The organism is Williamsia sp. DF01-3 (assembly GCF_023051145.1).
In the GTDB taxonomy this organism is placed as follows: domain Bacteria; phylum Actinomycetota; class Actinomycetes; order Mycobacteriales; family Mycobacteriaceae; genus Williamsia.
The window spans coordinates 131,418-156,453 of the sequence record NZ_JALKFS010000001.1; the positions used below are offsets into that span (position 1 = coordinate 131,418).

Below are 25,036 nucleotides of genomic sequence, written 5' to 3' on the forward strand. Positions count from 1 at the left end.
CTCCACGACGCATAGAGAACGGGCTCCCGACCGTGCGGTAGCAGCTTCGCATCCTGACTTGTAAAAACGGCGACGGGAATGACCAAACCTACTTCATCTAACGACGAAACACGCCACGGCGACGCTTACCGTGTTCATCACGGCGCAGTTCTACCGCTTCCTCTTCAAGGTCGGCATGGCTAATCACTCGGGAAACAATGACAGCAGCGGCAACCGAGACCACCACCCACAGACACAGCCCGAAGCCAATCCACCACCACACACCTGCAGTATGGCTCAACCAATGGCAAGTCCGGAACTTCGTCTCTGAAGTGATTGTCACGCTCAGAATTGATGAAATACCTAGGGCGTCAATCACATAGCTAGTCTTCTCGACACGGCAACTGACTGTTGCCGCCGCGCCATCACCGACGCTTTCCTGACCCGACGGATTGCCTGTGGTGGCGGCGGTCCGTCCAGGGCACACCCTGGGTGCCGCCTGTTCCTGATTTGAGGCTTCCACCCCGAACGAGCGCCGTCTAAGTGAAGTGAGAAAGAGGATCGAGACTCGAGCGGCTCGTCGAATCCGATTCAGCAAGAATGTAGTGGCACCAGCACCGCACCTACTTTTTCTCCGCTCGCCCAAGCAACACCGCACCAGTACGGACCCGCCGCCCGACCACAGCCACCACCTCTCCCGCAACGGCGATCGCACCCCGATCTCAGCCATCCACATCATTGCCGTGTGCTAAGCATCGGCGCCAGCAGTCGTCGTAAACGCGCCAGCGACACAGGACGGGCGCGACCCCACCGATTTGGTCGTGTCAAAAACGCCTGTATCCAGCGCATTCGCCACAGTGGCACCCTCTCAGCCACCGCCTTACGGGGTTCCGAACCGACATTCACGCAGGCAGGACGACTATTATCCTGCGCTAAATGGATTTAGCGCACGTTTTTTCGCGACGGTAGGATGTGACTAACCCAAACACGATGACTAGCAAAGCGATTGTTAGAAGCGCACTAGGACATCAGCAGTTGACCGGCGGTAGCGTCACATGAGGTCAACAACTGGCTGCACTGGTGTCAGCAGATCGCGGCATGGATCTCATGTTGACGATTCGGCGTCGAGCCAGATAATTACCAGGTCAGCCGGTATCGAAGCCGAGCGCAGAGCGAGGTCTCCCCAATATCGCTGGCATTCCCAACCCCGCCGGACCGGAGCTGACGAACATTCTGGGCGGCGTCATAGCTTGCGTCCGACCGCGTGCTGCGCCGCTCAGGGGCCGACGAAAAGCCACCTCACTCAGAGGAGGGCCGGACTGCCCGCTAGATCTACAAGACCGAACTTCAGCGGTGCCCTGCGAAGATACGTCGTGGCTAACGTTGCTGGCTGGCATGCGTTGCATGCACGGCGTGCATGCAACATAGCAAGATTAGAGTCCCAGGCCCTGTAGGTACCGGTCGATGGCCGCATCGGTTAAAGACGCTTCGCTTATGCTGCGATCCCCCGTGTCGTAGCGCAGCTTGTCAACCGCACGACGAAGCCGATCCTTCGTCGATGGTCGTATACGCGAATTGTGTGTCTCACTTAGCTTCTCCCCTACCAGCTGCGTCGGTAGGGGTGGCGCCGGAACCTGCTTATCCGACGAAGGGACGGTAGGCGTCGGTGTCGAAGCGCTGAGCCTCGGCCTTTCGGGTAGCACCTCCGACGGATGGGCCCGCCGTATTGCAGGTTCTCGGTTGACAGCCATTCCTAAGCTCCCTTCTCTTGTACCCGTGATGAGGTCAGATTCAGTTCGTCGAGCAGGTCGTCATAGGCGACCTGTAAAGCAACAGCCCGGCCGCCACGGAAGTCGTGGATCTTCTTCCGCTCACTGTGTGCATCCTGGCGCGCGGCTAACTCGGGAATCATCGTGCGAGCGACCGTGTCTCCATACGCGTTCCGCAGCTCTGCCTCGCGTGCAATGTGCTCACCTGTGTTCCGGCGGCGACCGATAACGATCTTGTCTAGTACTAACCGTGGGTTGGGTCGCCGGCGTACGCCTTCCAAGGTTGTAATGAGGTTTTGCACACCCTCGACACTGTCGATGGTCGGCTCAGTGACGGCAATGACGCCGTCAGCCGCAATAAGGGCGGAGAAGAGCACCTTGCCGAGTGACGGAGGGCAGTCGAAGAGAACAGCGTCATACGCGGATAGATCCACTCCCTCGAAAGCCATGTCCAGCCGAAACACGAGATCATTGCTGCCATCCGACTCGATGTTGCCCAGGCTGATGTCAGAGGGGACCAAGTCCACACCGTCCCATGGTGTTGGAATAATGGCTCGTTCCAGCGCGCCCGTCTCCGCGCGACTCATCAGGTCTGCGGTAGTCACTAGGTCTTCCGTAGCGACTATTCCCGTCCCCTTTGTCGCGTTGCCCTGTTGGTCGATATCGACTACGAGCACGTCCCCTCCCCGGGCTGCGATTGCGCTCGCGAGTCCGAGAGTCGTTGCAGTCTTTCCGGCGCCGCCCTTCTGATTTGCCAAGGCCAGTCGTCGCGGCTGCATTTCTAACGTCATAGGTCCCCCGCCTTTCGAGTTTGCACGTTCCGCATGCGTGTCATGCGTGCAATGCTAGCGGTGCGAAGCATGCATACGCTGCACGACACGCCGTCGGTCGTCTACTGGGGTCGTTTACGCTGGCCAACGCGGCGTGGCGGTGACGCGGATTGCTGCGAGACGCGCTACCGGCTCCGCCCTGGCGCGTGCACGCGGTGCTCGCACCGCATACCGTGCGTTGCAACTAATGCATGCACGTCAAGCGTGCAATGCATAACCCGCGAGCAGTGCGGCAAACGCAAGGCGTGCACGTTACGCGTGCATCGCGCAGCTAGCGGGCGGTGCAGTGACTGCGACGCGCGCACGTAGCGCGAGCAATGCGGGACATGCGTGCAGTGCGTTGTCAGCCTCATACGGACAGCACGCAGTGCATGCCACGCATGCATAGCGCACCATGCGCACGACAACACCTGGGACGGGTGGGAAAACATCGCGGTCACATGAGCAGAAGCCGGAGGAAGCCCCTCGTGCGGACTGGCTGCGCGTCACGGGCCCCATCGGTGAGTGAAGGGTTCAGCCATCGACTGAGTAGCCAGCCGACCAGCTGGCCCGACTAAGAACCCCATCACCCGTGACCACGGAGTAGGGCCCGCAGGGCATTCTTGCCCAGGGAATGTTCTGTCAATGTGTGCAACGTACGGCGGCATCGGAATAGGGGAGTTGCCATCCGTGGGCGTCGCAGCGGTGGCATGCGCGGACAGCAATTCGTTGCTGGCGGGCCTCTTCTTCGCGGGCGTCGTCGAGCGCAGCCGGTCGGTTGTCGAGCTCGCCGTGCTGGTTGAGGATGCCGGCGAGAAGCAGGATGGGGCGCTGCGGGCTGGTGGCGATCCATTTCCCGTTTCCGGCCAGGGTGTGGTCTCGCAACATCTGGTTGAGATCTCGGTCGGTCCAGCCGTGGGCGGCTGGTTTGGCCAACACGTGTGACCAGGCTGCGGGGGTGTACCGGTGCGCCCACCGCGGCGTTTGAGCGTTCTGGCGCCATCGTGAGGCCAGGACCATGCCTTTCAGGTCAGGTTTGCGGGCTCGCATACGCCGCCGAGTATCAGCTCGGTCGCGCGCAGCGCGGCCTTTGGACTCTCCAGCTTTGCTGGTCGGTGTTAGTGAGTAGTTGGATACGAGAGGTGAGCGCCCTAAAGGGCGCCCTTCGGGGTGGGGTGCCGCAGAGGTATTACCTGCGCGTTTATCCACAACCTGGGGGCTGTGCAACGCGTACACCGAGGTCCAGCCACGGCCGCGATCACCAACGCGGTAGGACGCGAGCCTCTCATCAAGAGTGCGTTGGCGGCCGCGGACGACCTCGGTGGCTACTCCGATGAGTCGGAGTACCAGTCGGGCTCGCTGGACTGTGCGTTCGGCGTATCCGCTGATCTGGGCGACTCGATCGACGCTCGGCCGGCAGTTACGTCCGGTCCTGTAGTCGGCATGGACTGCATGGGCGGCGGCGATCTTGGTCAATACAGCAAGAGAGATGCCGTTTTTGGGACCGCCGAGCTGGGGCAGGATCCGGCGGTAATGCTGCGCATACGCCATCGGAACAGCCCAGGTGATCCAGTGATCGTCGCGGTTCCAACACGCAACACCGGCGTGGGCGTAGTCGCCCAGGTCAAGGGCAATTGCCTGCAGGCCGAAACAGCCTAGTTTGCGCAGGCGAGCCGACGCTGTAGTGCTGCGCCCGCGGCGCGGTCGAGTTAGGCTCGCGCCGCAGTACGGCCGAGGAATGAACGAAAGGCCGGATTTCGTATCCGACACGTGATGTGCAGGGATTGCCAGCGCAGAAGACAGCGCTGTACCCTGAGACCTGTCCATCCAGACAGTCCCTTCGGGGATCTCGGGCGGCGAGCTGGTAACTCGTCGCCCAATACTTCGAAAAAGCTCTTCGGTTGCAGCCGGGGAGCTTTTTCTTTGCAGTTATGGGGGGCTCACTGCCCTGGCTAGGCCGCTGGCGCTACCTGCCTCTCATCGGAGAGTTCCTGGCGCGCCAGCAGGTCAGCGAGTGCTGTCCGCAGTTCTTGTTCGGTGGGCATGCCAGGAAGCGAAGTGGCCTGGCCTTTTGTGCGGTTTGGGCCCTCCACTAGCTCCGGGCGACCGAGCGCGAGTGCGAGGAAGTCAGAGACAAACTGGCTTGTGGTGTACCCCGCTTTCTCTGCAATCTCTTTCACACCAAGTTCTTTGGGTGGCCGGACAGTAACGTGATCGCGATCGCCCTTGCTGCGCTGTGGCATGAGCTAACCCCTTTCATTTGCCGCAGGAGCTAAAACTCCAGGACGCCGGGGCTCATGTTGCCTCAAACGTCGGTCGATGCCAGCGCGACACACCGCACAAACTGGATCAGGATCAGATTCGCTCAGGGCGTCACGTTTAGCTGTCCGTGCGGATGGACAAGGGACCGACTGTCAGCATGAGCCCGGTGACGTCGTCGAGAAGCGGGCCAAGGCGTCGATCTGCTAGCTCATATCTGTTGCGGCGGCCCTCGCGGAGAACATCGACCAGTCCGCTACTACGCAGCTCGGCGAGGTGGTTCGACACCGTCGCCCGGGTTGCCCCGAGCGATTCAGCAAGCTCGGTCGGGTATCCAGGACCGGACCGCAACCTCATCAGGATCTCTGTTCGCGTTGGGTCAGAGAGTGCGTGCCCGAACTTGACCAGCAGGTCCCGCTGCATGGAGGTCTTCACGGGCGAACGGTACAGCTCCTGCTTCGGACCGACCGGGTGTGGTCGCCCGCCTTGGATGCATAATTGCCGACATGCATGAGCGGAGCTTGGGTTACCTCACGTTGTCTGACGCTGAGCTCAACGAGCGCGTGGAGACGACGTGCGACTGCAAGAACTGCATGATGCACAGGACTGCAGCTCGAGCAGAAATCGCGCGACGAACACTTATTTGGAATCCGCCGCTGCCGAAGCAGGACTTTAGTCCAGCCGACATTGTCGGCGATGACCAAAAACGTTGAACAAACCGCTTTCTCAGACGTTCGGTTATGTCGGTCTTCCCGCCGGCGTGCATACGCGGGAGTAGGGGAGTGAGTCGAGACCGAGCCCTGACCACCGTTCTGGTGTGAGGTAGTCCCTGCTGTAGGCGCAGATGCGGCGCGCAGCCGCGTCGGCGTCTGTGGTGGCTGTCTGTAGGAACCCGTTATCACCGCCGATGACGAAGGCGCTGCCATTGTTAGTCAAGCCGGCGATTCGGTGGCCTGGCCCTTGCACAGTCAGATTCGTCCCTATCTGCTTCACCTCGGAGGGGTCCGAGGTATCCCAGAGCAGGACCTCTTGGCCGTCGCCACCGGAGATCAATCGTTTTCCGTCGCCCTCGAAGTAGACGCTGCGGATGGTGCGGGCGTGTCCGGTAGCAATGGCAATTTGCTTGAGGGTGCCACCGTCCGACTTCCACAGTCGGATGTTGTTGTCGTCGGCGGTGGCCAATATGCCGGTGCCCGAAAAAGCCAGCGAGTTGACCGCCATTTGGCTGAGGTTCCCTCGTACCGCGAGTGTGGGGGACGCCAAATCGTCTGTTCGCCAGATCGTTACATCGCCGTTGGCTTGTGCCACTGCGAGCTGGCGGCCATCGGGGGAGATGACCAGCTGAGTCACCCAGTAGTTCCCGCTGGGCTCAAAAGAGACCTTCTGCGCTGGCCGAGTGATGTCCTTAAGGTCCCAGAGGGCTACTGAGTGGTCCGTGCTTGTTGCAGCCATCCATTGGCCATCGGGCGCAATCACAACTCCTGCAACGAATTGTATCGGCGCATTGAACGTGGCACGCGTGATGAGTTGTGAATCTGCGATCTCTCGGACGATGACGTCACCATTGGCGAGGGCAGTCACGGCGCGGGTACCGTCAGCGCTCATCGTGGTGCTCAGAACTTTCGCCGGCTCGATGATGCGGTCTAGTTCTTTGGGCTTGGTCGGCTCGCTGATGTCCCAGAGCTGAACGACACCGTCGTACGACCCGGAGATCATCATGCGGTTATCGGCGCTGGCTGCGGGAATCGTCATAGCTCCGTGGCCTGTCAGCGTTGTGGCCGGCAGACTCCACAGTCGAACAACGCCATCGATCGCTCCAGTCGCGAGGTATTGCCCGTCTGGCGTCCAGGCGGCGGTAAATAGCTGGCCAGAGGCACCATCGAGTGTCGTTCCGACTTGGGTCGGTCGGGCCGGATCGGCGAGAGACCAGATTTTGGCGGTGCCATCCACGCTGGCAGTGCTGGCCTTGGTCCCGTCGGGGGAGAAGGCGACCGACCAGAGCGCGCCAGTGTGCCCACCGAAAGGTAGCCCCATCGGTGTGGGGGTGTTCGGGTCGGTGGTGTTCCACATCTGGGCGGTGTTGTCATCACTTCCGGACAGAAGCTTTCGTCCGTCTTTTGACCACGCCAGTGCGTGAATGGTGTTCGTTTGCCTGGTCAGTGGCGTACCCAGCGCCCGTAGATTCGGCACGTCCCACAGCCGGATCTTCATGTCGTTGCCGCCGGTGGCGAGTGTGCGTCCGTCGGGTGACCACGCCAGGGTTCGGATTGGACCTTCGGATCCAGTCAGCACGCCACGCTCTTGAGCGCGTGAGGGTGTGCTGACGTCCCAAAGGCGGACAGTGCGGTCGTAGGACACTGTCGCCAGCGTTTTACCGTCCGGGGCGAACTCGCCGTAGACGACAGTCCCTTCATGGCCACGCAGGATGGTGAGGAGCTTGGGAGTTCCGTTTTTCAGATCCCATAGTCGGGTGGTTTTGTCGTCACTGGTAGTTGCCATGAGTCGACCGTCGGGGGAGTAGACAACCGAGGTGACGAAGGACTGGTGCCCCAGCAGCGGCGGCATTTCTCGCGGACGTGCGGGGTCGCTGATGTCCCACATGGGCACGCTGTTGCTCTTGCTGGCGGCGCTCAGTGTGCGTCCGTCTGGACTAATGGCGATGGAGTAGAGCTCGCCTTTAGCCCCATGCAGTTCCGATGCCAGCGGCGCGTTCTGCGTTGCCAGTAGCCGGGTGTAGATCGACTTGTTGTCCGAATCGCGTTGGTGCGCAGCTAGTAGGAGATGAGCGGACAGCGTCGGGTCGCTGATCTGGTAGCGATCGGCGGCCGCGAGAATCTGCCCCAGTTCGGCGGTCGCTCGCGCGGTGTCGGCGTTGTCGGCTTGGACTTTGTAGCTGACAGCGGCAACGACGATGGCGACCACGGCCGCAGCCGCGGCCGCCCGCAGAGCCAGCCGCCGCCACCGTTTTTGTCGTTCGTGTTGACGGGATAGCTCGAGGAATCCTCTTGCCTGCGCTGACAGCTCATCGGTGTGGGCTGCTGCACTTTGCTCGGCTGCTTCGAGGCGTTCGCCGGTATATAGCTCGTCATCGTGACCACTCCACTCCGTGGCGTCACGTTCAAGACGTTGCCGCGCAAGGAGGCCCGTGCGGTCTTGGTCGATCCATTGACGTAGGCGAGGCCATCTGGTCAGCAGAATCTCGTGGGTGAGTGCGACGGTGGAGGCGTCGACGGTGATCAGTCGGGCATCAGCGAGGGAGTCGAGAGCCGACTGCTCGTCGTCGCGTTGAATGTCCTGGTCGACCAGTTCAGCTCGTTCCCGGATGCGCCGGGTATCGGGAACCCGGCCATCACCGACGTTGACCAGGCGCAGCAGCAGGCGGCGGGCCGCTTCCTGCTGAGATTCGTTGAGGTCAGCCCAGGTGCGCTCGGCGGTAGCCGCCAGGGCGCCCGTCACACCACCGACTCGGTGGTAGCCGGCCAGCGTCAGTTTGGTTCCTTCCCGCTCACCCCAGGTCTCAGCTAGCGCGTACGACAGCATGGGTAGCGCGCCGGCGTCGTAACTAACGCTGCCGACGCCGCAGAGCTCGTTGACCATCAATTCTTCAAGCCCCGATTCGAGGCGTAGACCCACTTGCCGGGCCGGCGCGGTGATTGCCTCACGCAGATCGTCGCGGCGCATCGGGCCGAGCATCAAGGCGTGCTCCTGGAGGGCAGTCTCACCAATCGGGTAGTCCAAGAAAGAGCCGACGTAGTCGGCGCGAACGCCCATCGCCACCACAAGCTGCGGGCCCGCGCTGTCTGCGGTTGTCAGCGCGGACAAGATGGCCATGAACTCGTCGCGGCCGTCGCTGTCGGTGCACATGGTGAACAACTCTTCGGCCTGGTCGATGACGATCGTGACGTCATCGGTCTGGCGGTCCTTCGCCCACGTTCGGAGCACCTGATTCGCCGTGGACGCCGTCAGCGGAGATCCCAACTGAATTTGCAGAGCTTTGACCGGGTCTGTGCCAGGCGTCAGATGAAGCCATGGGTGTCCTAGCGCTGGCACCAGGCCGGCGCCCAGAAGCGATGACTTACCGGCACCTGACGCTCCCACCACCATGACGAGGCCGCCATGGGTGGCAGCGTGGCGTGCCTTGACCACCAGTTCTTCGACCGCATTCTTGCGTCCAAAAAACAGCGCTACATCCTCGGGTGTGTAGGACTGCAGACCCCGGTAGGGGCAGCGGTCCACGGTGCCCTCAACAGTCGCGCCCTCATGGATCGTCTGCTCCCAGCTCCTGCGGTAGTCACTCTCTCGTGACAGGACGCCCAGGACGCCCTCAACGAGGGTGCCGCGTTCGCGAGCGTCGGCGAGCAGGAGCTGAATCAAATGTTGATGGATGGCCGTGTACTTGCGCGGAGTAGTCGCGGTCTTCCACTCGGCGATTCGTGCCGCCAGCCCGGACGGGATGAACTCTCTACTTCCGGTGACTTTGAGACGCTCCCGAAGGCGCTTCACCAAGCTTGCGACCGGGGGACTCCCGGCGGCCTCGTACAGCCGTGCAAGGTCCGCAGAAAACTGTGGAATCGGCATAAATTGCCCCCTTCAACTCCCCATGGGGCTACGGAACGTAGACCTACGCTACCCACTCTGAACAGCGCGTATCCCTAGTAAGACGGCCCATTCGGTTGAGGCGTTCCCCACATAGCTGAGAACCTCCTATCAATCGCAAGACAGAGGCGCATGGGGGACGAAGAACCGTTGGGAACTCGCACTACAAGAACGTTGGACCGCAGCGTCCAGCTAAGGGACGTCGTCGGCCCGCTCGCGAGCAGCACGGTAGGCGTCGTTAACTTGTGCCACCGTGAGCTGCAGAGCTTCGGCGATACGCCGCGCCCGCTCATCGGTCAGTCGGATCTCAGCGCGTTCGAGAGCACCGATGCTCGTTGTACTCAGACCGGTGCGCAGGCCCAGCTGCGGCTGCGTCAAGCCCACCAGGATTCGCAAATCTGCCAGCGTCGGTCCGCCGGGGCGGGGCTGATCAAAGCGTCCATCGACACACCCAGCGCAGCGGCAGCCTTCGCCAGATTGTCGGGCTCGGGCGCTCTGGCACCGGTCTCCCAGGACCGGATGGTGCTCAACCCGATCTCGGCTTCGCGGGCGAGCCGAGCCAGGCTCCACTGCTTGGCCTCGCGCGCAGCCGTCAGGGCCTCGCGGTTGAAACCGCGCATGCTGCGCTTCGTCACGCTTTCGCCCCGTACACGACTACGCATCTTCCTAAGGTACTTGCGAGACGTCACAGTGTGCGGGCATACTGTGCGCACACGCTGTGCGGCTTTGATCGTCGTTCTAGTCAAAAGACACGTCCGAAGTAGGGCAGCGAGAACCCGGTCCGAGCGCGTTTGAGATTGGCGTCCTGGACACGCTCGGACCGGGGGAATGTCAGTAACCCGAAATCCAGCGGACTACTAACCCTTCAAGGGTAGGCGGTTCGCACCACGTACAAACCCCTGAAGGTAAAGATGGCTTCTCCCGTCGCACCTCACGCTCTACCTGCTGGTGTTCCCCCAACCAGCGGCCCAGTACTCGTCGACCACCAGGGCGACCCGGCAGCGATGCCGGTGGTCGGATGTCCGGCCCAGCCGGTCGGTTATGTCTGCACCAGTCGCCCAAAAGGCCTGCGCCCGGGGCCTACTTGTCCGCTGGGTCATGCGATGACCCGCAAACGGCAGCCCTTCTAAACGTCACGCTGCGCGGACGATCTGCCCCCACCGGATCTCCACCTAAGTCCCCCATTTTGTTGATCTCGAAAGGAAATGCCTTGCCATCTCATACCGTTCACACCCCCGTCACGCATTGCCACCGCGTGAGAACACCCTTACCCGTTCGATGGAGGCCACGTCGTTGGCGTCGCGGCGGGTGATCGCGGCCGCGATCGCCACGGCTGCAGTGATCAGTTGCGGCACCGCTGCTGCCGGCGGTGCGTTCGCCGAGCCCGGTGGTCAGGGCGGTGTGAGTGTCCCGCCGTCGGGTGGTCCTGGTCAGGGTGGTGTGACCGCTGCTCCGCCGGCACCGGCGGAACCTGTGGCCCCGGTGTTTGATGATGGGCCGGGATCTATCCCGGATCCGGTATTTAGTGCTCCGCCGGTGTACGAGGGCACCCCTGAGGACTCGTCCTACGATCCGTCCTATTACCAAGCGCCGCCGTCGTATTCGACGATCTACAGCCCGGTCCCGCAGGGACCGATCCATGCACCCGTGCCGACTAAGCCGGTCCGGCCGATTCTGCCGAAGCCAGGCAACGTCCGGGTCGGCAACATCACCGCCCCGCAAGGTGTGCTCTCCGATGCCGACACCCGCTCGATCAACCGTTGGTCTGCCTACGGTGAATCGGAGTTCGCTCGCGCGTTGATCTCGGTGGGAGTACCTGCTGATGTGGCCTCGCGGCAGGCCGCAGCGATGGCCGTGGGCGCGGGAACGGGAATGCTGATTGCGACTGTCCTGTTCGTCCCGCCGGCGACGCTGATCGGCGCACTGGCCGGGCTGGGTATCGGCGCCGCTGTGGCACCGTTCACCCCGGTTCCCCCGATCGCCCCGCTGGTCGGCGCGGGCGGCGGTGCTGCTGCTGGCGCGGCCACCGGCCTCGCCCTGGCGCTCACGCTCGGTGGTGTGACCGGCGGTGCCCTGGGCTGGATATTCGGTGCTGGCGATCCAGGCGCGAATGGAGATACGCCTACCGGGCCGGGCACCCCCGAAAGCGAGTTGAGCAAGCCTGAGCCGCCGAACCCGGACGCGAATCAGTTCGAGCTCAACGCTGAGGGCCTGCCCGGCAACGGAACCGTCAACTACGTCGTCAACGCCCACGGTGATGTCAGCGGCAACGTGAATGTCGGTCCGGTGAGCGTGCCGTTGGAGTGGTCCGCTGAGCAGGCCGACGCTCCGTATCAGGCGGCTGGGTTCTTAGCGCAGACCGCCCGCGACACCGTCGCTGATGTGACTGCGCAGGTCAGTACGCAGATCGAGAAGGTCATTCCCGGTGTGCGCGTGGAGTTCCCGCAGCTGATTCCGGCTGCCACTCCTGCTGTGAGCTGAGCCCGGTTCAGCGATGGCAGCGACGCGATACTCCGCCAGTCGCCGCCCCTCGGTGGGGCAGCGACCCCGATCTGGCGGTATGCCGGCGGCGCCGGCACCACAAGCACGGCAGATGCGTGGCGGTCGACGGGGCTGGCAACGCCCCAGCGCCCGCCCGGCCTCGGCCACGCCGATGGCCACCTCGGCACCCTCTCGCGGATCAAGGACGGCGCCCTCGGCCGCGGCCCGTCGACCGAGCCCGAGCAGTCCGTCCCGGCGTCGGGGGCGGGGCTCGGTCGTGGTGGTGGCCGCGGTCGTGGTCCTGGTCATCGTGGTGGCCGGTGGCGCGATGCTGCTGACTTCGTCCCTGTCGTTTCTGCGGTCGGATCCACCGAATGTGGATCTACCTGCGGCCGATCAGGCGAACTGGTCGACGATTCCATCGCCGGAACCGGCACCGCCGCCGTCGGTCACCAATCCCGATTGCCCGACGGCCACGGTGGGCAAGGTGTCGTGGGGCCGAGATGCCGGGGGCACCAGCAACGGTGTCGACGCCATCAAGGCGTTCGATTACGGCTACTACGTGCTGCGGTCGGGGGAGAAGGCCCGCGCAGTCGTGGCGCCCGATGCCGCACTCGTTGCCGATGCACCCACGATCCAACGGGCCGTGGACGCGATGCCGGCCGGGACCACCCACTGCTTGGAGATCACCGACACCGGTGGCGGTGTGTACGAGGTCAGATTGGCTGAGTTCCTACCCAATTCGGCCGCACCGAACCTGACGTTTCAGGTGATCGAGACCGGTATCCGCGATGGCCGCACGGTCATCACCGGTATTCCAACGAACGTGTCGATAGGGGAGTGACCAGTGGTCACACACATAAGTCCTGCTGCACGTAGGGCGGCCTGGGAGCGGTTCAGATTGGCGTCGAGTGGCGCTCCCAGGCCGCGGGTTGCCGATGTTCATCCACACGAAGTGGACGCCGACCGGCGTCCCACAGTCTAGGCGGTAGGGACGTTGATGAGCCGATTGAAGATGCGGCCAGTGATAGCCGGGTTGGCGACCCTGTCGACAACACTGACGGTGGTGGCCACCGTGCCCGCCACCGCCAGCGCCGCCCAACCCTCAAACTGCACCCCGTACATGGCGTATCTGGTGCCCGGGACGTGGGAAACCACCGCGACCGCAGACCCGTCCAAACCGGCCGGGCTGCTCGGCAAAGTCGGTACCGAACTCGAAAAGTCCTACGGCTCCCAAATCACGGTGGTGTACCCGAACTATTCAGCGTCAGCGTTCGACAAAGGCGAAACCTACGCCAGCTCCGAAGCCGATGGCGTGCAACGCCTTCGCGGACTGATCGAACTGTGCCCCGAATCGCAGAACGTGCTCGGAGGATACTCCCAGGGAGCCGATGTCGCCGGCGATGTGGCCTGGCAGATCGGCAACGGACAAGGCCCCGTCGACCCGGACAAGGTCGACGCGGTCGGCCTGGTCGCCGACCCCAAACAAGGCAACGCACCGGTCGCCGGGCCTGCCCCGACCGGCAAGGGCATCGCCGGCATCCGTCCCGGCGGTTTCGGGAAGCTCGCCGACAAGGTCCGTCAGGTCTGCGCGCCGGGCGACTTGTACTGCTCCACCAATTCCTCCGAACACTCCCTTATTGCCGGACTAGGGCAGGTTCTCGGATCAGCGGGCAACGGTGAAACCGCACCCACCACAACCACAGTCGCCGACACCACGACCAGCACCACCCCGGCGACGGGCAGTACGACGAGCACGCTGGATGCACAAGCACTGACCAGTGACTACTCACGCACTGATGTGCCAGGCACCGTGTCGACCGCGACCGCGCTCAACGACCAACTCGCCCAGTTGCAGGGTCAGCCCGCGCCGGCCTCGGGCGGGCAAGCCAGCCAGATCGCCTCGCTGGCGTCGTTGGCCGGCCAGCTCCTAGAGACATTCACCGCGGTCGCAGACACCCAGCAATGGGTCCAGCAGACCCCCGGCGCCGAGAAGTACCTGAGCAACGCCCAGCCCGGCACTCCTGCCGCGCAAGCGAACTCGCTGCTCTCGACGTTCAACTCCATGGACATGCCGGCGATCTTGTCGACCACGAGCTCCATCGCGTCCTCGCTCTCTCAAGCGCTCGGTTCGAGCCCTACCGCCCCGCTCACCACCCCGGCAACGACTGCCCCATCAGATGACCTTGCCCCCACAAGCCCGACCACGACCACCGCACCCACCACCACAACTTCGTCGTCGACGACGCCAACCCCCTCGAGCGGTACCGCGTCGACGACGTCCACGACCGCCGTGTCGTCGCCGTCCTCCCCCTCTCAGTCGGCGGCGACACGACGGCTGTTCCGCCCGGTGAGTCCGTGACGGTCTCACCGACGGTCCCCGCAGGGGCAGGGGAGGGAGTGCGCCGGCCGGCACCGGTGCACTCCCCACAACACCCCAAACCAGCGCTGCCGCCCCGGATTACGCCGCACTGGGCGCTTCGGCCGCCCAATTGGTTGCCCAGGTCGCGCCGTTGAACTCGGCCGACAAGACCGCGTTGACGTCGGCGTCCACCGTGCTCGGTGGCCTCAAACCGGAGGTGCTGATCGGGCAAGGCCTCAACGTGGTGACTGCGGTGACCAGCACTGATTACCGGGGCATCGTGGCGGGTCTGCAACGGCTGCCGCAGCAGATTTTCACCGGCGACATCCCCGGGGCCCACAAGACGGCCGGCGACTTGAACAACCAGCTCTCACCGTGGGTGACGATGGCCGCCCAGATCGATTTCAAGACCGCCGCCAAACTCGTGGCGCTGATTCCCGACCCGTCGGGGACCACCCAGATCGCGTCGGTGGTCCTGGGCCTGTTGGGCAACCTCGACATCGTGCGCCTAGCCCGCAACGTCGGCCAGCTCCAAGAAGTGGCTTGGCAGGTCCTCGAATCGCACAACCTGATGGCCCTGACCCAGCTACTCCCGATCGCCTTGGATCTGGCGTCGGTGGCCTTAGGTGTGCTCGAACCGGGCGCGAAGATGTCCCCGGATCTCCTGGGCGCCGGGGCCACCCCGCAGCAGCAAGCACTGGCCACGGCCAGCCAGGGCCAGGACATGGCCGGCATGTTCGGGTCGCTGACCCAGCTGGTCTCTTCCCAAGGCGCACAGGATCTTTCCAAGCTCGCCGGGGAAGGCCTCACCGCTGCCACGTTCTACGCCTCCAATGCGCACGGCCAGTACGACAAGCTCATTATCGACGGCAAAACCGCCCTGGACTGGCTCTATGACTTCTTCCGCGAAGCACTGGGCGGGTGATGTGCAGCTGATCTGACACTCACCGTGCGCGCTCCGGGCGCGCACCCCTGTTCCTCTTTTTGCTTGTCCTGGCCGGGCGCGTGAAAAGCGAAGTAATGCAACCAAACTGAGGAGGTAGACCCGATGGCACAATCAGCTGGCACCACCAAGAAGCTGTCGTTGGCTGGTGTCGTCGGGCTGCTTGTAGCGGCGATCATGTTCGTCGGGTTCGGCTCGGACAACCCCGAACCACCCACCGATTGCCTGCCTCAGGTCGCCGCCCAAGGCCCAACCGTCCACGGCCCGGGCACCAAAGTGCTGCCCATGAAAAAAGACACCTACCAGTTCAGTTCCCCATTCGGGCCACGGTGGGGAACGATGCATCAGGGCGTGGATTTCGCTGCCCCGCTCGGTACACCGATCTATGCGGCAATGAGCGGAACGGTCGCCGAAGCCGGCCCCGCCGGCGGCTTCGGCTACTGGATCATCATCGACTTCGACGCCGACGGCAAAAGTACTCGAACGTGTACGGCCACATGCCCGGCAGTTCGTTCACGGTGAAAAAGGGCGACCAGGTCTCCTCGGGCCAACAGATCGCCACGGTGGGTTCTGAAGGCGGCTCCACCGGCCCCCACCTGCACTTTGAGGTGTGGAACGGCGGCCGTCTACCCGACGGTGCCGGCACAGCTGTCGACCCCATGCCGTGGCTGTCGGGTGCCGGCGAGCCGGGAGCCCCGGCCAGTGACCCGTCGGCAGATCCGGGCGCACCCCGCGGACCACCACCGGTCGAGCACGTCTCCGATCCGGCCGTGGTGTCGGTCGCCGACTGGGAGAAAGTCGCCAAGCTCGAGTCCGGCGGCGACTGGGCCATCGACACCGGCAACGGCTACTTCGGTGGGCTGCAATTCAACCCGCAAACCTGGACCGGTAACGGTGGGGGCGAGTTCGCGCCCACGGCCAACGCTGCCACTGCCGGTGAGCAGATGGAGGTCGCGAACCGGGTCCTCACAACCCAAGGGTGGGGTGCCTGGCCGGTCACCAGCAAAGAAGCTGGTGTCACCGACAAAAAGCCCGCACCCGACGGCACATTCGTCGACGCGGCCGCGTCCACACCCGAATCGGCCACCGTCGAGCTGGCCGCAGCACACGCACCAGCTCCCGGCGCTGGATGCGCCCCCGCCGGCGGTCTGGGCGAAGGACTCAAACCAGGATCGGTTCCCGCCGAGTTCGAGCCGTGGATCATCAAGGCCGCCACCACCTGCCCTGAGGTCACCGCACCGCTGATCGCAGCGCAGATCGAGAACGAATCAAACTTCAACGTCAACGCCCACAACGAGGGTTCGGGGGCAGACGGACCCACCCAGTTCATACCGGGCACGTGGGAAGCCAAGGCAGTCGACGGCGACGGCGACGGCCGCCGCGAAACCCGTAACGTCGCTGATGCGGTGATGTCGCAGGCCGCCTATGACTGCGAGCTGGCGCAGATCGCGAAAGCCGATCTGCAACAAGGAAAACTCACCGGTGACCTGACCGAATTGTGGTTGTCGATGTACAACTGCGGGCCCGGCGCCACCCAAGCCCAAGGCGGGGTCTGCGACAACCAAGAGACCCGCAACTACGTCCGCAACATCCCCGCGAACGCCGCGGCCAAGTTCGCCGCACCCAACCCCGGCAGCGCTGACCTGCCCCGCGGTGGCCCGTTCGGGCAGCGTGCGGTCGCCGCGGCGATGAAGTGGCGCGGCACCACCTACGCCTGGGGCGGCGGCAACGCACACGGCCCGAGCAAAGGCGTCGGTGACGGCGGTGTCGCCGACAGTTTCGGAGACTTCAACAAGATCGGTTTCGACTGCTCGGGACTGATGATCTACGCGATCGCCCAAGCCTCCGATCAAAAGATCCTGCTGGACCACTACACCGTCAACCAGCTCAACGACCCGCGCGGAAAACCCGTCCCCATCAACGCCTTACAACCCGGCGACGTGGTATTCCCCGGCGGCGGCAACCCCCAGCACGTGGCCATGTACATCGGCAACGGCCAGATGGTCGAAGCCCCCCAATCAGGAGACGTCGTCAAGGTCTCCCCGTTGTCGAACCTCGGCGACGGCATCGACGCACGGAGGTTCGGATGACCACCACCCACACACCCACCCGCCGATCGGCTACTGCCCGGCTGACGGTCGCGGCGGTCGCGTTCGCTATCACCGCCAGCCTGATGGCGGGTTGTTCCAGCGAAGACGGCGAACCCACCGCGACGACGACCACGCGCACGCCAGCGCAAGCCCAGCAGTGGGATCCGAACGACCCACCGCGCACCATCGAGCCCACCGCCGCCACACCCAGCTCCGCCCTGCCCGACGCGGCCGCCGAGCTCGACCGGTCCAATCCCGATGCAGTCTCCAAAACCGCGGTGCAGATCTGGTTTTCCTGGGACACCGCCACCGACCGCGGCCCCAACGACGCGACCGCTCGCGCGGCCTCGTTGCTGACCAAGAAGTTCGCCGACAGTTTGTTCGCCACCGGCTCGAACAGTCCTGGCGGGCAATGGCTCACCTGGGCCGAGCAGGACGCGGTGGTCACGCCCACGATCCGGCTGATGCCCGACCAGGGCGCACCGCAAACGCCCGATCGCAAGTACTACGTCTACGAGGTCACCCAGATCGCGCGCACCCCCGACGGCGAGCAAGTCGGCGCACCGGTGACCACCTCGGCCTGGGTGATCTGCGTGCGCAACGGACCGATCTGGGAGGTGAGTCAACTCGCCCAACGATGACCACCACCGACCTGTCCCTGCCCCGGACGCAACCTCGAAGGAGGACCGTATGAGCTTTTCAAGCAACGCCTACCCGCAATCGAGCGTCGGCAGCCCGTACGACGCCGAAACACCAGTGAACCTGCGCGCACAAACACTGCGCCGCCGCCCACCCGAACCAGAACCCGACGACGACACCACCGACGACGCCACTGACACGGCGTCTGTGACGACTGAGGCCGTCGCGGACGATCCGGGCGCCGACCCGACCGAAGCGGCGAAAATCGAAGTGGTGCGGCCCGCGCCGGTCGGACCAGGCGACGCCCCCACCGTCTTGCTCGGTCCACCGGTCCGCGCGACCGCACCGGCTGTCGTCGACGAGGACTACCGACAGCAGGTGCTGCGCGCCGAGCTGCTCGCCGCGAACCCGGGTATCGAGACCGACCCGGCCGAGTGGGGCCGGCGAGGGCGGATCAATGCGACCCTCGGAATGAAGCTGCGCCCCGAACCCGCCGAAATCGACTACCGCTACGACGTCGAGTTGATTTCCCGGGCTGTGTTGCCGCCGTGGTTCGTGGTGATGATCGCCAACCCCAAAGGCGGGCAGGGGAAAACACCGACAACCTTGATGGTGTCCTACATCTTCGGACTGTTCCGTGGCGCCGGCGTGGTGGCATGGGACAACACCGAATCCAAAGGCACCCTGGCTGACCGGGCCGAAGCCACCACACCCGGCGAGCAGCTGCACGTGTGGGATCTCCTCGAGCACGCCAGTGAGCTCGCCGGGCCGAACGCGCAGGCCGGGGCGCTGGGGGCGTACCTGCGCCGCCAGCCGATCACCATGGTCGACGTCCTGGCCTCGGACAGTTCGTCCAAGCGTGACAAAGCCATCGGCACCGCCGAATGCGATGCGGTGGCCGCCGTGCTGCGTCGGCACCGCCACGGCGTGTTCGTCGACACCGCCGGCGAAGACCTCTCGGAAAACTGGCAGTGGACCGCCCACAATGCCCACCAGCTCGTGATCCCGATGACCTACCGCCGCGACGCCGCACGGGCGGTCCTGGAAATGCTCGACGGCCTACGCAGTCGGCACGGTCGACCGGACCTGGTCACCGGCGCGGTCGTGGCGCTCGCCGCCACCCCCGGCAGCGCTGACCCGGCCGACCGGGACGCCATCATCACCGACCTCAATGACATGGGGATCACTCGAATCATCGACGTTCCGTATGAGCCGCTGTTCGAAGGTTCAGGTACCCGGATCGCGGAAGCCCAGCTCTCCGCGCCCACCCACATCGCGTACACCCGGGTAGCAGCTGAAATCGCCGATCAACTGTCCCAGGTGCGGGCGACGGCACCTATCGAGTACACCGCCGGGGCGGTACCGCACTCGATCACCCGCCCGGCCAGCTACACCGGCCCACTGCCCTCGGCCGCGCCGATGGGCCATGTGCAGCAGATGGCCGCCGCCCCGCAGTGGACCCCCGGCAGCCAGCCATACGGCCCGCTTGGGCCACCACCACCACCCGGCACTAGCCACCACAACCCCCACCAACCGATCACTTCGTATCCACCACAAGGAGGTAACTCATGACCACCAGCAACAACACCACGAGCCGGTTGCGACGTAACAGTATTCGTGCCGCAACCATCGTCGGTGTCGCAGCCCTGGCCTGGCTGACCAGCGCTGGTATCGCCGGCGCTGAGGCCCCGGGCGACGCCGTCGTTCTGGCCGCGACGTGGAACCCACTCGACGGCATTACCCCCGACTTCTCTCTGTGGGGTACCGGTGTCGGGGACACCTGGCGGCGGCTCATGGCAGCGTTCTGGGCCGCGTGCCTGGCCGTCTGCACCATCTGGGTCATCGCCGCCTCGGTGAAGATGGCCATGGCCAACCGGCGCGGTATGGCCGGACAACAGGTCGAGGCCAAAGCCTCCTTCATGGACGCCGTGATTGGGTTCGGCGCGTGCGCCGGGTCCTCCATCGTCATCGGCGGCGTCCTGTTCGCCGTCTCCGGCTAAACCCAAAGCGCCAATCCCGCTCACAGAAAAGGACATTGACATGACATCTTCTCCCAGCCCCCGCGCTCGCCGGCCCATCAACCCCGGCGCTGCCCCCATCCCCCCACGAGCCGGCCGCGACCGCCACAAGCTCCGCCGAACCCGATTCATCGTGTTCTTTGTCGCGCCAGCCCTGGTGATCACGCTGCTAATCATCCTGCTCACCGTCATCCTCTAGCACCGCCCAACGTCCTAACAAACAAGGAGCACAGCATGATTGGCAAGAACCTACCGAGCGACTCGCGCAGCCCAATCGGGGGTGTGCGGTGATGGCCCGCGACTACAGCCGAGTCGGCACGCCTTCGGCCGCAGGGGGCGGTGCCCCCACACGGTCCCGTACGCCGTGGTGGATCGGCGGCGGGGCATTGCTGGTCATCGTGGTCCTGATCCTTGTTCTCGCTGCGGCGTGCGGCGGTGATGACGGCGGTGATTCCGGTAAAGCCGAGAAGAACTCGACGCAGGGGATCGGCTCAGCGCATGGCCCGCAATCGATTACCGACGGCATCCCGTCCGGGTACACCCGGGACAAGGTCGGCGTCACCACCGCCGGCGTGAACTTCGTGCAAGCGATGACTCAAGCCAATCAGGGGCGCATCTCCGGGGAGAAGCTGCGTGAGCAGTCGGTCGGCACGAGCGCGACCCCGGCCCTCCTCGAGGTGATGGATCAGATCAGCGGGCGGGGTGAGAGTGAAAACGTCTACGCAACGATCCCGGTTCTGACGACGGTGCCTGAGTTTTCGCCCGACAAGGCCGTGGTGAGTGTGTGGCAGGTCGATACCGGCCAGTCGAAGGTCGGTGACGCGGGCAAGGTTGGCGTGCAGACGATCTGGTCGACCTCGACGGTCACGATGTCGTGGAGCGGTTCCGATTGGAAAGCGGTCGACTGGAAGTTTGCTCCAGGGCCCAACCCGGCTGACACGACGTTCCCGGCCGCCGATTCACCGCTCGCGCAGAAGGCGACCAACGGCTACTACAGCTTCTACGTCGACTAAGTCGCCCGGTTACAGGAGAAACCCATGAGGACCAGCATCTTTCATCGAATCCGCACACGCTCTCGCCGGGGGCCGCCCGTACTGGTGGTCACGCGGTGTGGGTGCGGGCGCTGCTGCTGGTGACCGCAGCACTGGTGCTGGTCACCGTGGGGGCCGGGCAGGCCGCCGCCGCACCCGACGCCGCGCCTGTCGCGCCGACAACGGGCGGCAAGCAGCTCCCCAAAGGAATGCCCACGGAGTTAAATCAGTTCGTCGCCGGCACCGACGAGTTCAAGAACGGCCCCTGGTTCAAAGGGGTCTGCGCGGACAAGGGCGGCGATTTCGCCGGCTACTTGGCTGCGATGTTCCCGAACGAGGAAGCGTTGCGGTACTGGGGTTTACCCGCTGATCAGAAGGTCAAACTGATCCAGGCCAAGGCGATGGGCCTGGTGGTGTCGAACGTCGAGCTGCCCAGCGGGGAGTCGCTGCCTGCTGAGGCGTTACGCGATGAAGCGAAAGCCAAAGAAGCGGCCGACGCCGGATGGGCACCCCCGAGTGACTGGTATCAGGAAACCTTTCCCAACGACCGTTCTGAGTTCTACCCCTCGGCCACACCGGTATGTGCCGCCGACCTCAAACGCTGGACAAGTGAGGCGATCACGACGTGGGGGTTCAAGTGGGCCAAGCAACCCGACGCGGCATCGATGGACATCATGACCGCCGCCGAGGACGGCCCGCGGCGGACCAACGCCGAGGCCGGTGACCCGCAGCGCAACCGGATCGAAGATCCCTGCAACACCGGGGAAAAACGAGGGTGGGCGTACTGCGAACACGCGTTCTTCGTCAACTGCGACCAAGCCAGCATCGGCAATGATCGCTACAACTGCCTGGACTGGAACACAAACGTCGGCAAAATGTTCGACGAGACGGCGGCGTGGATCGACCGGAATACCGAGTTGAGTGACCGGGTTGATGAGGCGATCAAGGAGACGGGGGCCTACAAGCTCGGTGCCGCAGCGGTCGATGCGTTCTCGATGCTCTGGACCGGAGCGGTAGCCATTGCCAAGTTCATCGACGACCCCAGCAGTGTGATCGACGACTGGGCCAACACCATGAAGGAAGGCTCGATCAGCCTGCTGCAGAACGTGTTACCGGGCCTGGCTGAGGTCGGAAACTTCGACTTCAAAGCCCAGTGGTTCCTTGCCTGGTACGCCAAAGCGGTCGGGTTGGGTATCGCGGTGCTCGCGGTGCTGTTCCTGGCGGCCACTGTCCGCGCTGCCCGCCGCGGCGGCGGCCAGGAACTGATGGCCACGCTGAGTTATGCCCCGCTGGCGGTGGCGCTGATGATGTTCGCCCCCGGCGCGGCCTACATGATCGAAGCGTTCTGCGCAGCACTGGCCGACGCGATCGTCGGCGGCATGGGAACCTCGGTCGACGAGCTGGTCAATAACATCTCGGCCACGTTGGGAGCGGTGAACAAAGACACCCTGGTCGGCGGAACCTTGATGGGCCTGATCGGTTTCGGGCTTCTCGCGATCGGGGGATTCGCCCTGTACGTGGGTCTGTTGATGCATCAGGTGGGAATCCCGTTGGCCTCGTGCGCGATGGCCATCGGGTTCGCGTTCTTCGTCTACCCACCCATGCGTAAAAAGGCGCTGAGGATCCCAATGACTCTGTTGTCGCTGATGCTCAGTGTGCCGCTGCTGTTTTTCATGCTCGCCCTGATCAGCGACCTGCTCAACGACGCCGCGAAAAACGCCACGGCCGGCACCGGGGAACTGCAATCGCTCGGCATGCTGACCTTGATGGCGCTGGCGTTCATCGTGATCGGGATCGCACCGTTCTCGATGATGAAATGGGCCCCGATTCTGCCCGACACCGAAGACGCCGATCGGATGGGCGATTCCGGTGGGGGATCAGGCCAAATCATCGGTGCCGGCATGGGCGGAGCGATCGGAGCGTCCCGCACCGCCGGCGGCCACAGCGGCAGCGGCGGGCCGGTCGGTGGCCAGGGCGCACAGACGGCCAACAAAGCCACCAACGCCGCCAACACGTCGGCGGCCGGCGCTCACGCCGGCAAGAGCGGTGGACACCACAGCGGCAAGAGCGGTGGAGGCGGCGAGATGGGGTCGGGGATCTCCAAGGGCTCCAAAGCGCTCGGCAAGCCGGGGCCCTCGCGGGCCCCGAGGGCGGAGCTGCAGGTCGGCTCCTGGCGGCGGCCGGATCAGGGTTGGGCAAAGGCGTGTCGATGACCGGCCACGCCGCGTCCGCCGGCACCCGCGCCGCCGCGATCAACGCCGCCAGCCGTACCCACGGTGTCGCCGCCGACTCCGCCCCCACCCCCGACAACACCTGACCTGAGGAGGAGATGACCAATGACCACACCAAGTGACCCCACTCCAAATATGAACCGCAGGTTAGAGCCGACCGGTAACGGCCACCGGGGCGCAGCCAAGTGAGCGCGCCGATGCATGAAGAGGTGCGGACCTCTGTCCTGGGCGGCGAGGTGGCCTCGCGGGGAGTGCCGGTGGCGCAACTGGTGATCGGTGGAGCCGGGGTACTGGCAGGAGTCGTGGCCATGGTCATGATCGGTGGGCTGTTCGGGCTGGGAGTGGCAGCGGCCGTGGTGATCGCGGCGCTCGGGTCCACGCTGAACCTGTTCAACGACGAATCCCTAGCCGGGATCGCCGCGCACCGCTGCTCGACGTGGTGGCGGCGGCGCGATGGCCGCCACATCTGGCTCACCCCCGGCGACCCAGCTCTGGGTATCGCGCCCGATCCCGACTACGGCGACCCCGCGGTTGATCCTGGGTGGACGTTTCCGCCGGCGTTGGGGGCGTGCGAGCCGATCGACCTGGCCGGGACCGGCCTGGATGATCTGTTCATTCTGTGGCACCACAACCCAGGGGAACGGTCGTACTTCCAGATCATCATGTCGGTGCAGGGTCAGGCCGAAGGACTGCGCTCGAATGAGCGGTGGGCCCAAAACCAAGCCGCCTACAGCGAATCGGTCCTCAACGCCGCAGCCCGCGACACCGTGTTCACCCGCAGTTTGCAGCTAGTGCTGCGAGTGGTCCCGGCCGACCTGGATCCGCACGAACAGTGGCTTGAGCGTGAAGTCGCAAAGTTGCCGCCCGATCGGGCCGCGCAGCTGGAACCGGCGATCGTGTCTTACGGGCATCTCATCGACGACGCCCGCCCCCTGTCGGAAGAGCCGTATTCGTATCTGTCGATCGCGATCCCGGAAAACGGGCGACTGATGGCCGAGGCCTCCCGGATTGCCCGCAGCAAGAACGCCACCGCCGAAGGCGGTGTGGCGCAGGTGATCCGCGACGAAGCCGCCAGGATCCAACGGGCATTGCAATCGGCCGGGTTCGGCCGGGTCGACGTCCTGGGCGAACAACGCGCATGTGCGGTGATGCGGGCGATGATCAACCCCTCTTTCGCCCTGGACCGCCACCAGGGCGCGGGCTGGCGGAACTGGATTCCCACCTTTTTCGGTGGCCACGACTCGGTGCTGGTACGTGCCTCCACCGACCCCGACCGCCGCGACGAGTACTGGCACACCCGCGTCGGAGTGATACCGCCGAGCAAGATCCCGCCGGTACAGCTGGGGCCGGCATGGCTGACCCCGTTACTCTCGCGCGTCGAGCCCGATCCCGGCGATCCCGGCGACGGCCTGCCGCCGTCACCGACCATGCGCACCATCGCCGTCCGCATGGACCTGGTGCCCGCACGTATCGCCCGCGCGGCCACCAAACGACATGCCACCAACGACGCCGCCAAAGCCATTGAGCTGCAACAAAAAGGACAGATCAGTGACGGCTCGGAAGAAGTGCTGTCCTCGTCCTCGGCGCGGCGACGCGAAGACCTCAAAGCAGGCACCGGCTACCACGGCGTCATCTGGTCTATGGCGGTCGCGGTCACCGGCCGCGACGCTGATGACCTCGACCGAGCGTGTGACCGGGTGACCGCCGCCGCCGGCGATTCTGCAATCCCGGAAATCCGCTGGTGCACCGACGATCACGACATCGCCCTGTTCTGGACCCTGCCCCTCGGGCGCGGTCTGGCCCGTACCAAGTTCACCCGCAACTAGCCC

At 64.5% G+C, this 25,036-nt stretch carries 21 protein-coding genes; 14 read left to right on the top strand and 7 right to left on the bottom strand.

Annotated elements, in window-relative coordinates; translation table 11 throughout:
- Positions 1–97: 97 nt before the first annotated feature.
- The 3 genes from MVA47_RS00610 to MVA47_RS00620 form a co-directional block, all read right to left on the bottom strand.
- A complete protein-coding gene (locus MVA47_RS00610) occupies positions 98–358 on the bottom strand; it encodes a hypothetical protein (protein ID WP_247206314.1) in 261 nt (86 codons plus the stop codon).
- 1,374 nt (positions 359–1,732) lie between these two features.
- Positions 1,733–2,527: a ParA family protein gene (locus tag MVA47_RS00615; RefSeq protein ID WP_247206360.1), complete on the bottom strand. Its 795-nt coding sequence runs from the start codon at positions 2,525–2,527 to the stop codon at positions 1,733–1,735.
- Positions 2,528–3,199: 672 nt separating this feature from the next.
- Complete coding sequence (locus tag MVA47_RS00620; protein WP_247206315.1) at positions 3,200–3,496, bottom strand: hypothetical protein; 297 nt, start codon at positions 3,494–3,496, stop codon at positions 3,200–3,202.
- Between the two features lie 282 nt (positions 3,497–3,778).
- Between MVA47_RS00620 and MVA47_RS00625 the strand changes: the two genes are divergently transcribed.
- A complete protein-coding gene (locus MVA47_RS00625; protein WP_247206316.1) occupies positions 3,779–4,216 on the top strand; it encodes a hypothetical protein in 438 nt (145 codons plus the stop codon).
- Positions 4,217–4,936: 720 nt separating this feature from the next.
- Here MVA47_RS00625 and MVA47_RS00630 read toward each other — a convergent pair.
- The 4 genes from MVA47_RS00630 to MVA47_RS00645 all read right to left on the bottom strand — a co-directional run bounded on the left by MVA47_RS00630 (position 4,937) and on the right by MVA47_RS00645 (position 10,047).
- Positions 4,937–5,239, bottom strand: a complete 303-nt coding sequence (locus MVA47_RS00630; RefSeq protein ID WP_281504572.1) for a metalloregulator ArsR/SmtB family transcription factor — start codon at positions 5,237–5,239, stop codon at positions 4,937–4,939.
- 315 nt (positions 5,240–5,554) lie between these two features.
- Entirely contained in the window at positions 5,555–9,394 is a 3,840-nt protein-coding gene (locus MVA47_RS00635) for a hypothetical protein (RefSeq protein ID WP_247206318.1), read from the bottom strand.
- 210 nt (positions 9,395–9,604) lie between these two features.
- A complete protein-coding gene (locus MVA47_RS00640) occupies positions 9,605–9,790 on the bottom strand; it encodes a helix-turn-helix transcriptional regulator (RefSeq protein ID WP_247206319.1) in 186 nt (61 codons plus the stop codon).
- The gene (locus tag MVA47_RS00645; protein WP_247206320.1) at positions 9,787–10,047 is read right to left on the bottom strand and encodes a helix-turn-helix domain-containing protein; all 261 of its coding nucleotides are present in this window, start codon (positions 10,045–10,047) and stop codon (positions 9,787–9,789) included. The genes MVA47_RS00640 and MVA47_RS00645 overlap by 4 nt, the downstream gene beginning before the upstream one ends.
- 643 nt (positions 10,048–10,690) lie before the next feature.
- Here MVA47_RS00645 and MVA47_RS00650 point away from each other — a divergent pair.
- The 13 genes from MVA47_RS00650 (at position 10,691) to MVA47_RS00715 (ending at position 25,033) form a co-directional block, all read left to right on the top strand.
- Complete coding sequence (locus MVA47_RS00650; protein ID WP_247206321.1) at positions 10,691–11,893, top strand: hypothetical protein; 1,203 nt, start codon at positions 10,691–10,693, stop codon at positions 11,891–11,893.
- A 277-nt stretch (positions 11,894–12,170) separates the two neighbouring features.
- On the top strand, positions 12,171–12,737 hold the full coding sequence (locus tag MVA47_RS00655) for a hypothetical protein (RefSeq protein WP_247206322.1): 567 nt from the start codon (positions 12,171–12,173) through the stop codon (positions 12,735–12,737).
- A 156-nt stretch (positions 12,738–12,893) separates the two neighbouring features.
- Entirely contained in the window at positions 12,894–14,255 is a 1,362-nt protein-coding gene (locus tag MVA47_RS00660; protein ID WP_247206323.1) for a cutinase family protein, read from the top strand.
- A gap of 151 nt (positions 14,256–14,406) precedes the next feature.
- Positions 14,407–15,180, top strand: coding sequence for a hypothetical protein (locus MVA47_RS00665; RefSeq protein WP_247206324.1), 774 nt, complete (start codon positions 14,407–14,409; stop codon positions 15,178–15,180).
- Positions 15,181–15,303: 123 nt separating this feature from the next.
- Positions 15,304–15,720, top strand: a complete 417-nt coding sequence (locus MVA47_RS26550; RefSeq protein WP_281504549.1) for a M23 family metallopeptidase — start codon at positions 15,304–15,306, stop codon at positions 15,718–15,720.
- Positions 15,696–17,288, top strand: coding sequence for a transglycosylase family protein (locus MVA47_RS26555; RefSeq protein WP_281504551.1), 1,593 nt, complete (start codon positions 15,696–15,698; stop codon positions 17,286–17,288). Before MVA47_RS26550 ends, MVA47_RS26555 begins: the two co-directional genes overlap by 25 nt.
- On the top strand, positions 17,285–17,929 hold the full coding sequence (locus tag MVA47_RS00685) for a hypothetical protein (protein ID WP_247206325.1): 645 nt from the start codon (positions 17,285–17,287) through the stop codon (positions 17,927–17,929). The genes MVA47_RS26555 and MVA47_RS00685 overlap by 4 nt, the downstream gene beginning before the upstream one ends.
- A 49-nt stretch (positions 17,930–17,978) precedes the next feature.
- Positions 17,979–19,499, top strand: a complete 1,521-nt coding sequence (locus tag MVA47_RS00690; RefSeq protein WP_247206326.1) for a ParA family protein — start codon at positions 17,979–17,981, stop codon at positions 19,497–19,499.
- Complete coding sequence (locus MVA47_RS00695) at positions 19,496–19,927, top strand: hypothetical protein (RefSeq protein WP_247206327.1); 432 nt, start codon at positions 19,496–19,498, stop codon at positions 19,925–19,927. Before MVA47_RS00690 ends, MVA47_RS00695 begins: the two co-directional genes overlap by 4 nt.
- A 40-nt stretch (positions 19,928–19,967) precedes the next feature.
- A complete protein-coding gene (locus MVA47_RS00700; protein ID WP_247206328.1) occupies positions 19,968–20,144 on the top strand; it encodes a hypothetical protein in 177 nt (58 codons plus the stop codon).
- A 91-nt stretch (positions 20,145–20,235) separates the two neighbouring features.
- Positions 20,236–20,958 carry a hypothetical protein gene (locus MVA47_RS00705; RefSeq protein WP_247206329.1) on the top strand — a complete coding sequence of 241 codons (723 nt, stop codon included), beginning with the start codon at positions 20,236–20,238 and terminating at the stop codon, positions 20,956–20,958.
- 101 nt (positions 20,959–21,059) lie between these two features.
- Entirely contained in the window at positions 21,060–23,189 is a 2,130-nt protein-coding gene (locus tag MVA47_RS00710) for an ABC transporter permease (protein ID WP_247206330.1), read from the top strand.
- Positions 23,190–23,404: 215 nt separating this feature from the next.
- Complete coding sequence (locus MVA47_RS00715) at positions 23,405–25,033, top strand: hypothetical protein (protein WP_247206331.1); 1,629 nt, start codon at positions 23,405–23,407, stop codon at positions 25,031–25,033.
- Positions 25,034–25,036: the final 3 nt, after the last annotated feature.

What these genes read in the sequence shown, in the direction of transcription:
- MVA47_RS00615 (WP_247206360.1), bottom strand. Translation starts at nt 2,527, where the DNA reads ATGCAGCCGCGACGACTGGCCTTGGCAAATCAGAAGGGCGGCGCCGGA.
- MVA47_RS00705 (WP_247206329.1), top strand. Translation starts at nt 20,236, where the DNA reads ATGGCCCGCGACTACAGCCGAGTCGGCACGCCTTCGGCCGCAGGGGGC.
- MVA47_RS00685 (WP_247206325.1), top strand. Translation starts at nt 17,285, where the DNA reads ATGACCACCACCCACACACCCACCCGCCGATCGGCTACTGCCCGGCTG.
- MVA47_RS26555 (WP_281504551.1), top strand. Translation starts at nt 15,696, where the DNA reads ATGCCCGGCAGTTCGTTCACGGTGAAAAAGGGCGACCAGGTCTCCTCG.
- MVA47_RS00695 (WP_247206327.1), top strand. Translation starts at nt 19,496, where the DNA reads ATGACCACCAGCAACAACACCACGAGCCGGTTGCGACGTAACAGTATT.
- MVA47_RS00700 (WP_247206328.1), top strand. Translation starts at nt 19,968, where the DNA reads ATGACATCTTCTCCCAGCCCCCGCGCTCGCCGGCCCATCAACCCCGGC.
- MVA47_RS00650 (WP_247206321.1), top strand. Translation starts at nt 10,691, where the DNA reads ATGGAGGCCACGTCGTTGGCGTCGCGGCGGGTGATCGCGGCCGCGATC.
- MVA47_RS00715 (WP_247206331.1), top strand. Translation starts at nt 23,405, where the DNA reads ATGCATGAAGAGGTGCGGACCTCTGTCCTGGGCGGCGAGGTGGCCTCG.
- MVA47_RS00635 (WP_247206318.1), bottom strand. Translation starts at nt 9,394, where the DNA reads ATGCCGATTCCACAGTTTTCTGCGGACCTTGCACGGCTGTACGAGGCC.
- MVA47_RS00660 (WP_247206323.1), top strand. Translation starts at nt 12,894, where the DNA reads ATGAGCCGATTGAAGATGCGGCCAGTGATAGCCGGGTTGGCGACCCTG.
- MVA47_RS26550 (WP_281504549.1), top strand. Translation starts at nt 15,304, where the DNA reads ATGGCACAATCAGCTGGCACCACCAAGAAGCTGTCGTTGGCTGGTGTC.
- MVA47_RS00630 (WP_281504572.1), bottom strand. Translation starts at nt 5,239, where the DNA reads ATGCAGCGGGACCTGCTGGTCAAGTTCGGGCACGCACTCTCTGACCCA.
- MVA47_RS00690 (WP_247206326.1), top strand. Translation starts at nt 17,979, where the DNA reads ATGAGCTTTTCAAGCAACGCCTACCCGCAATCGAGCGTCGGCAGCCCG.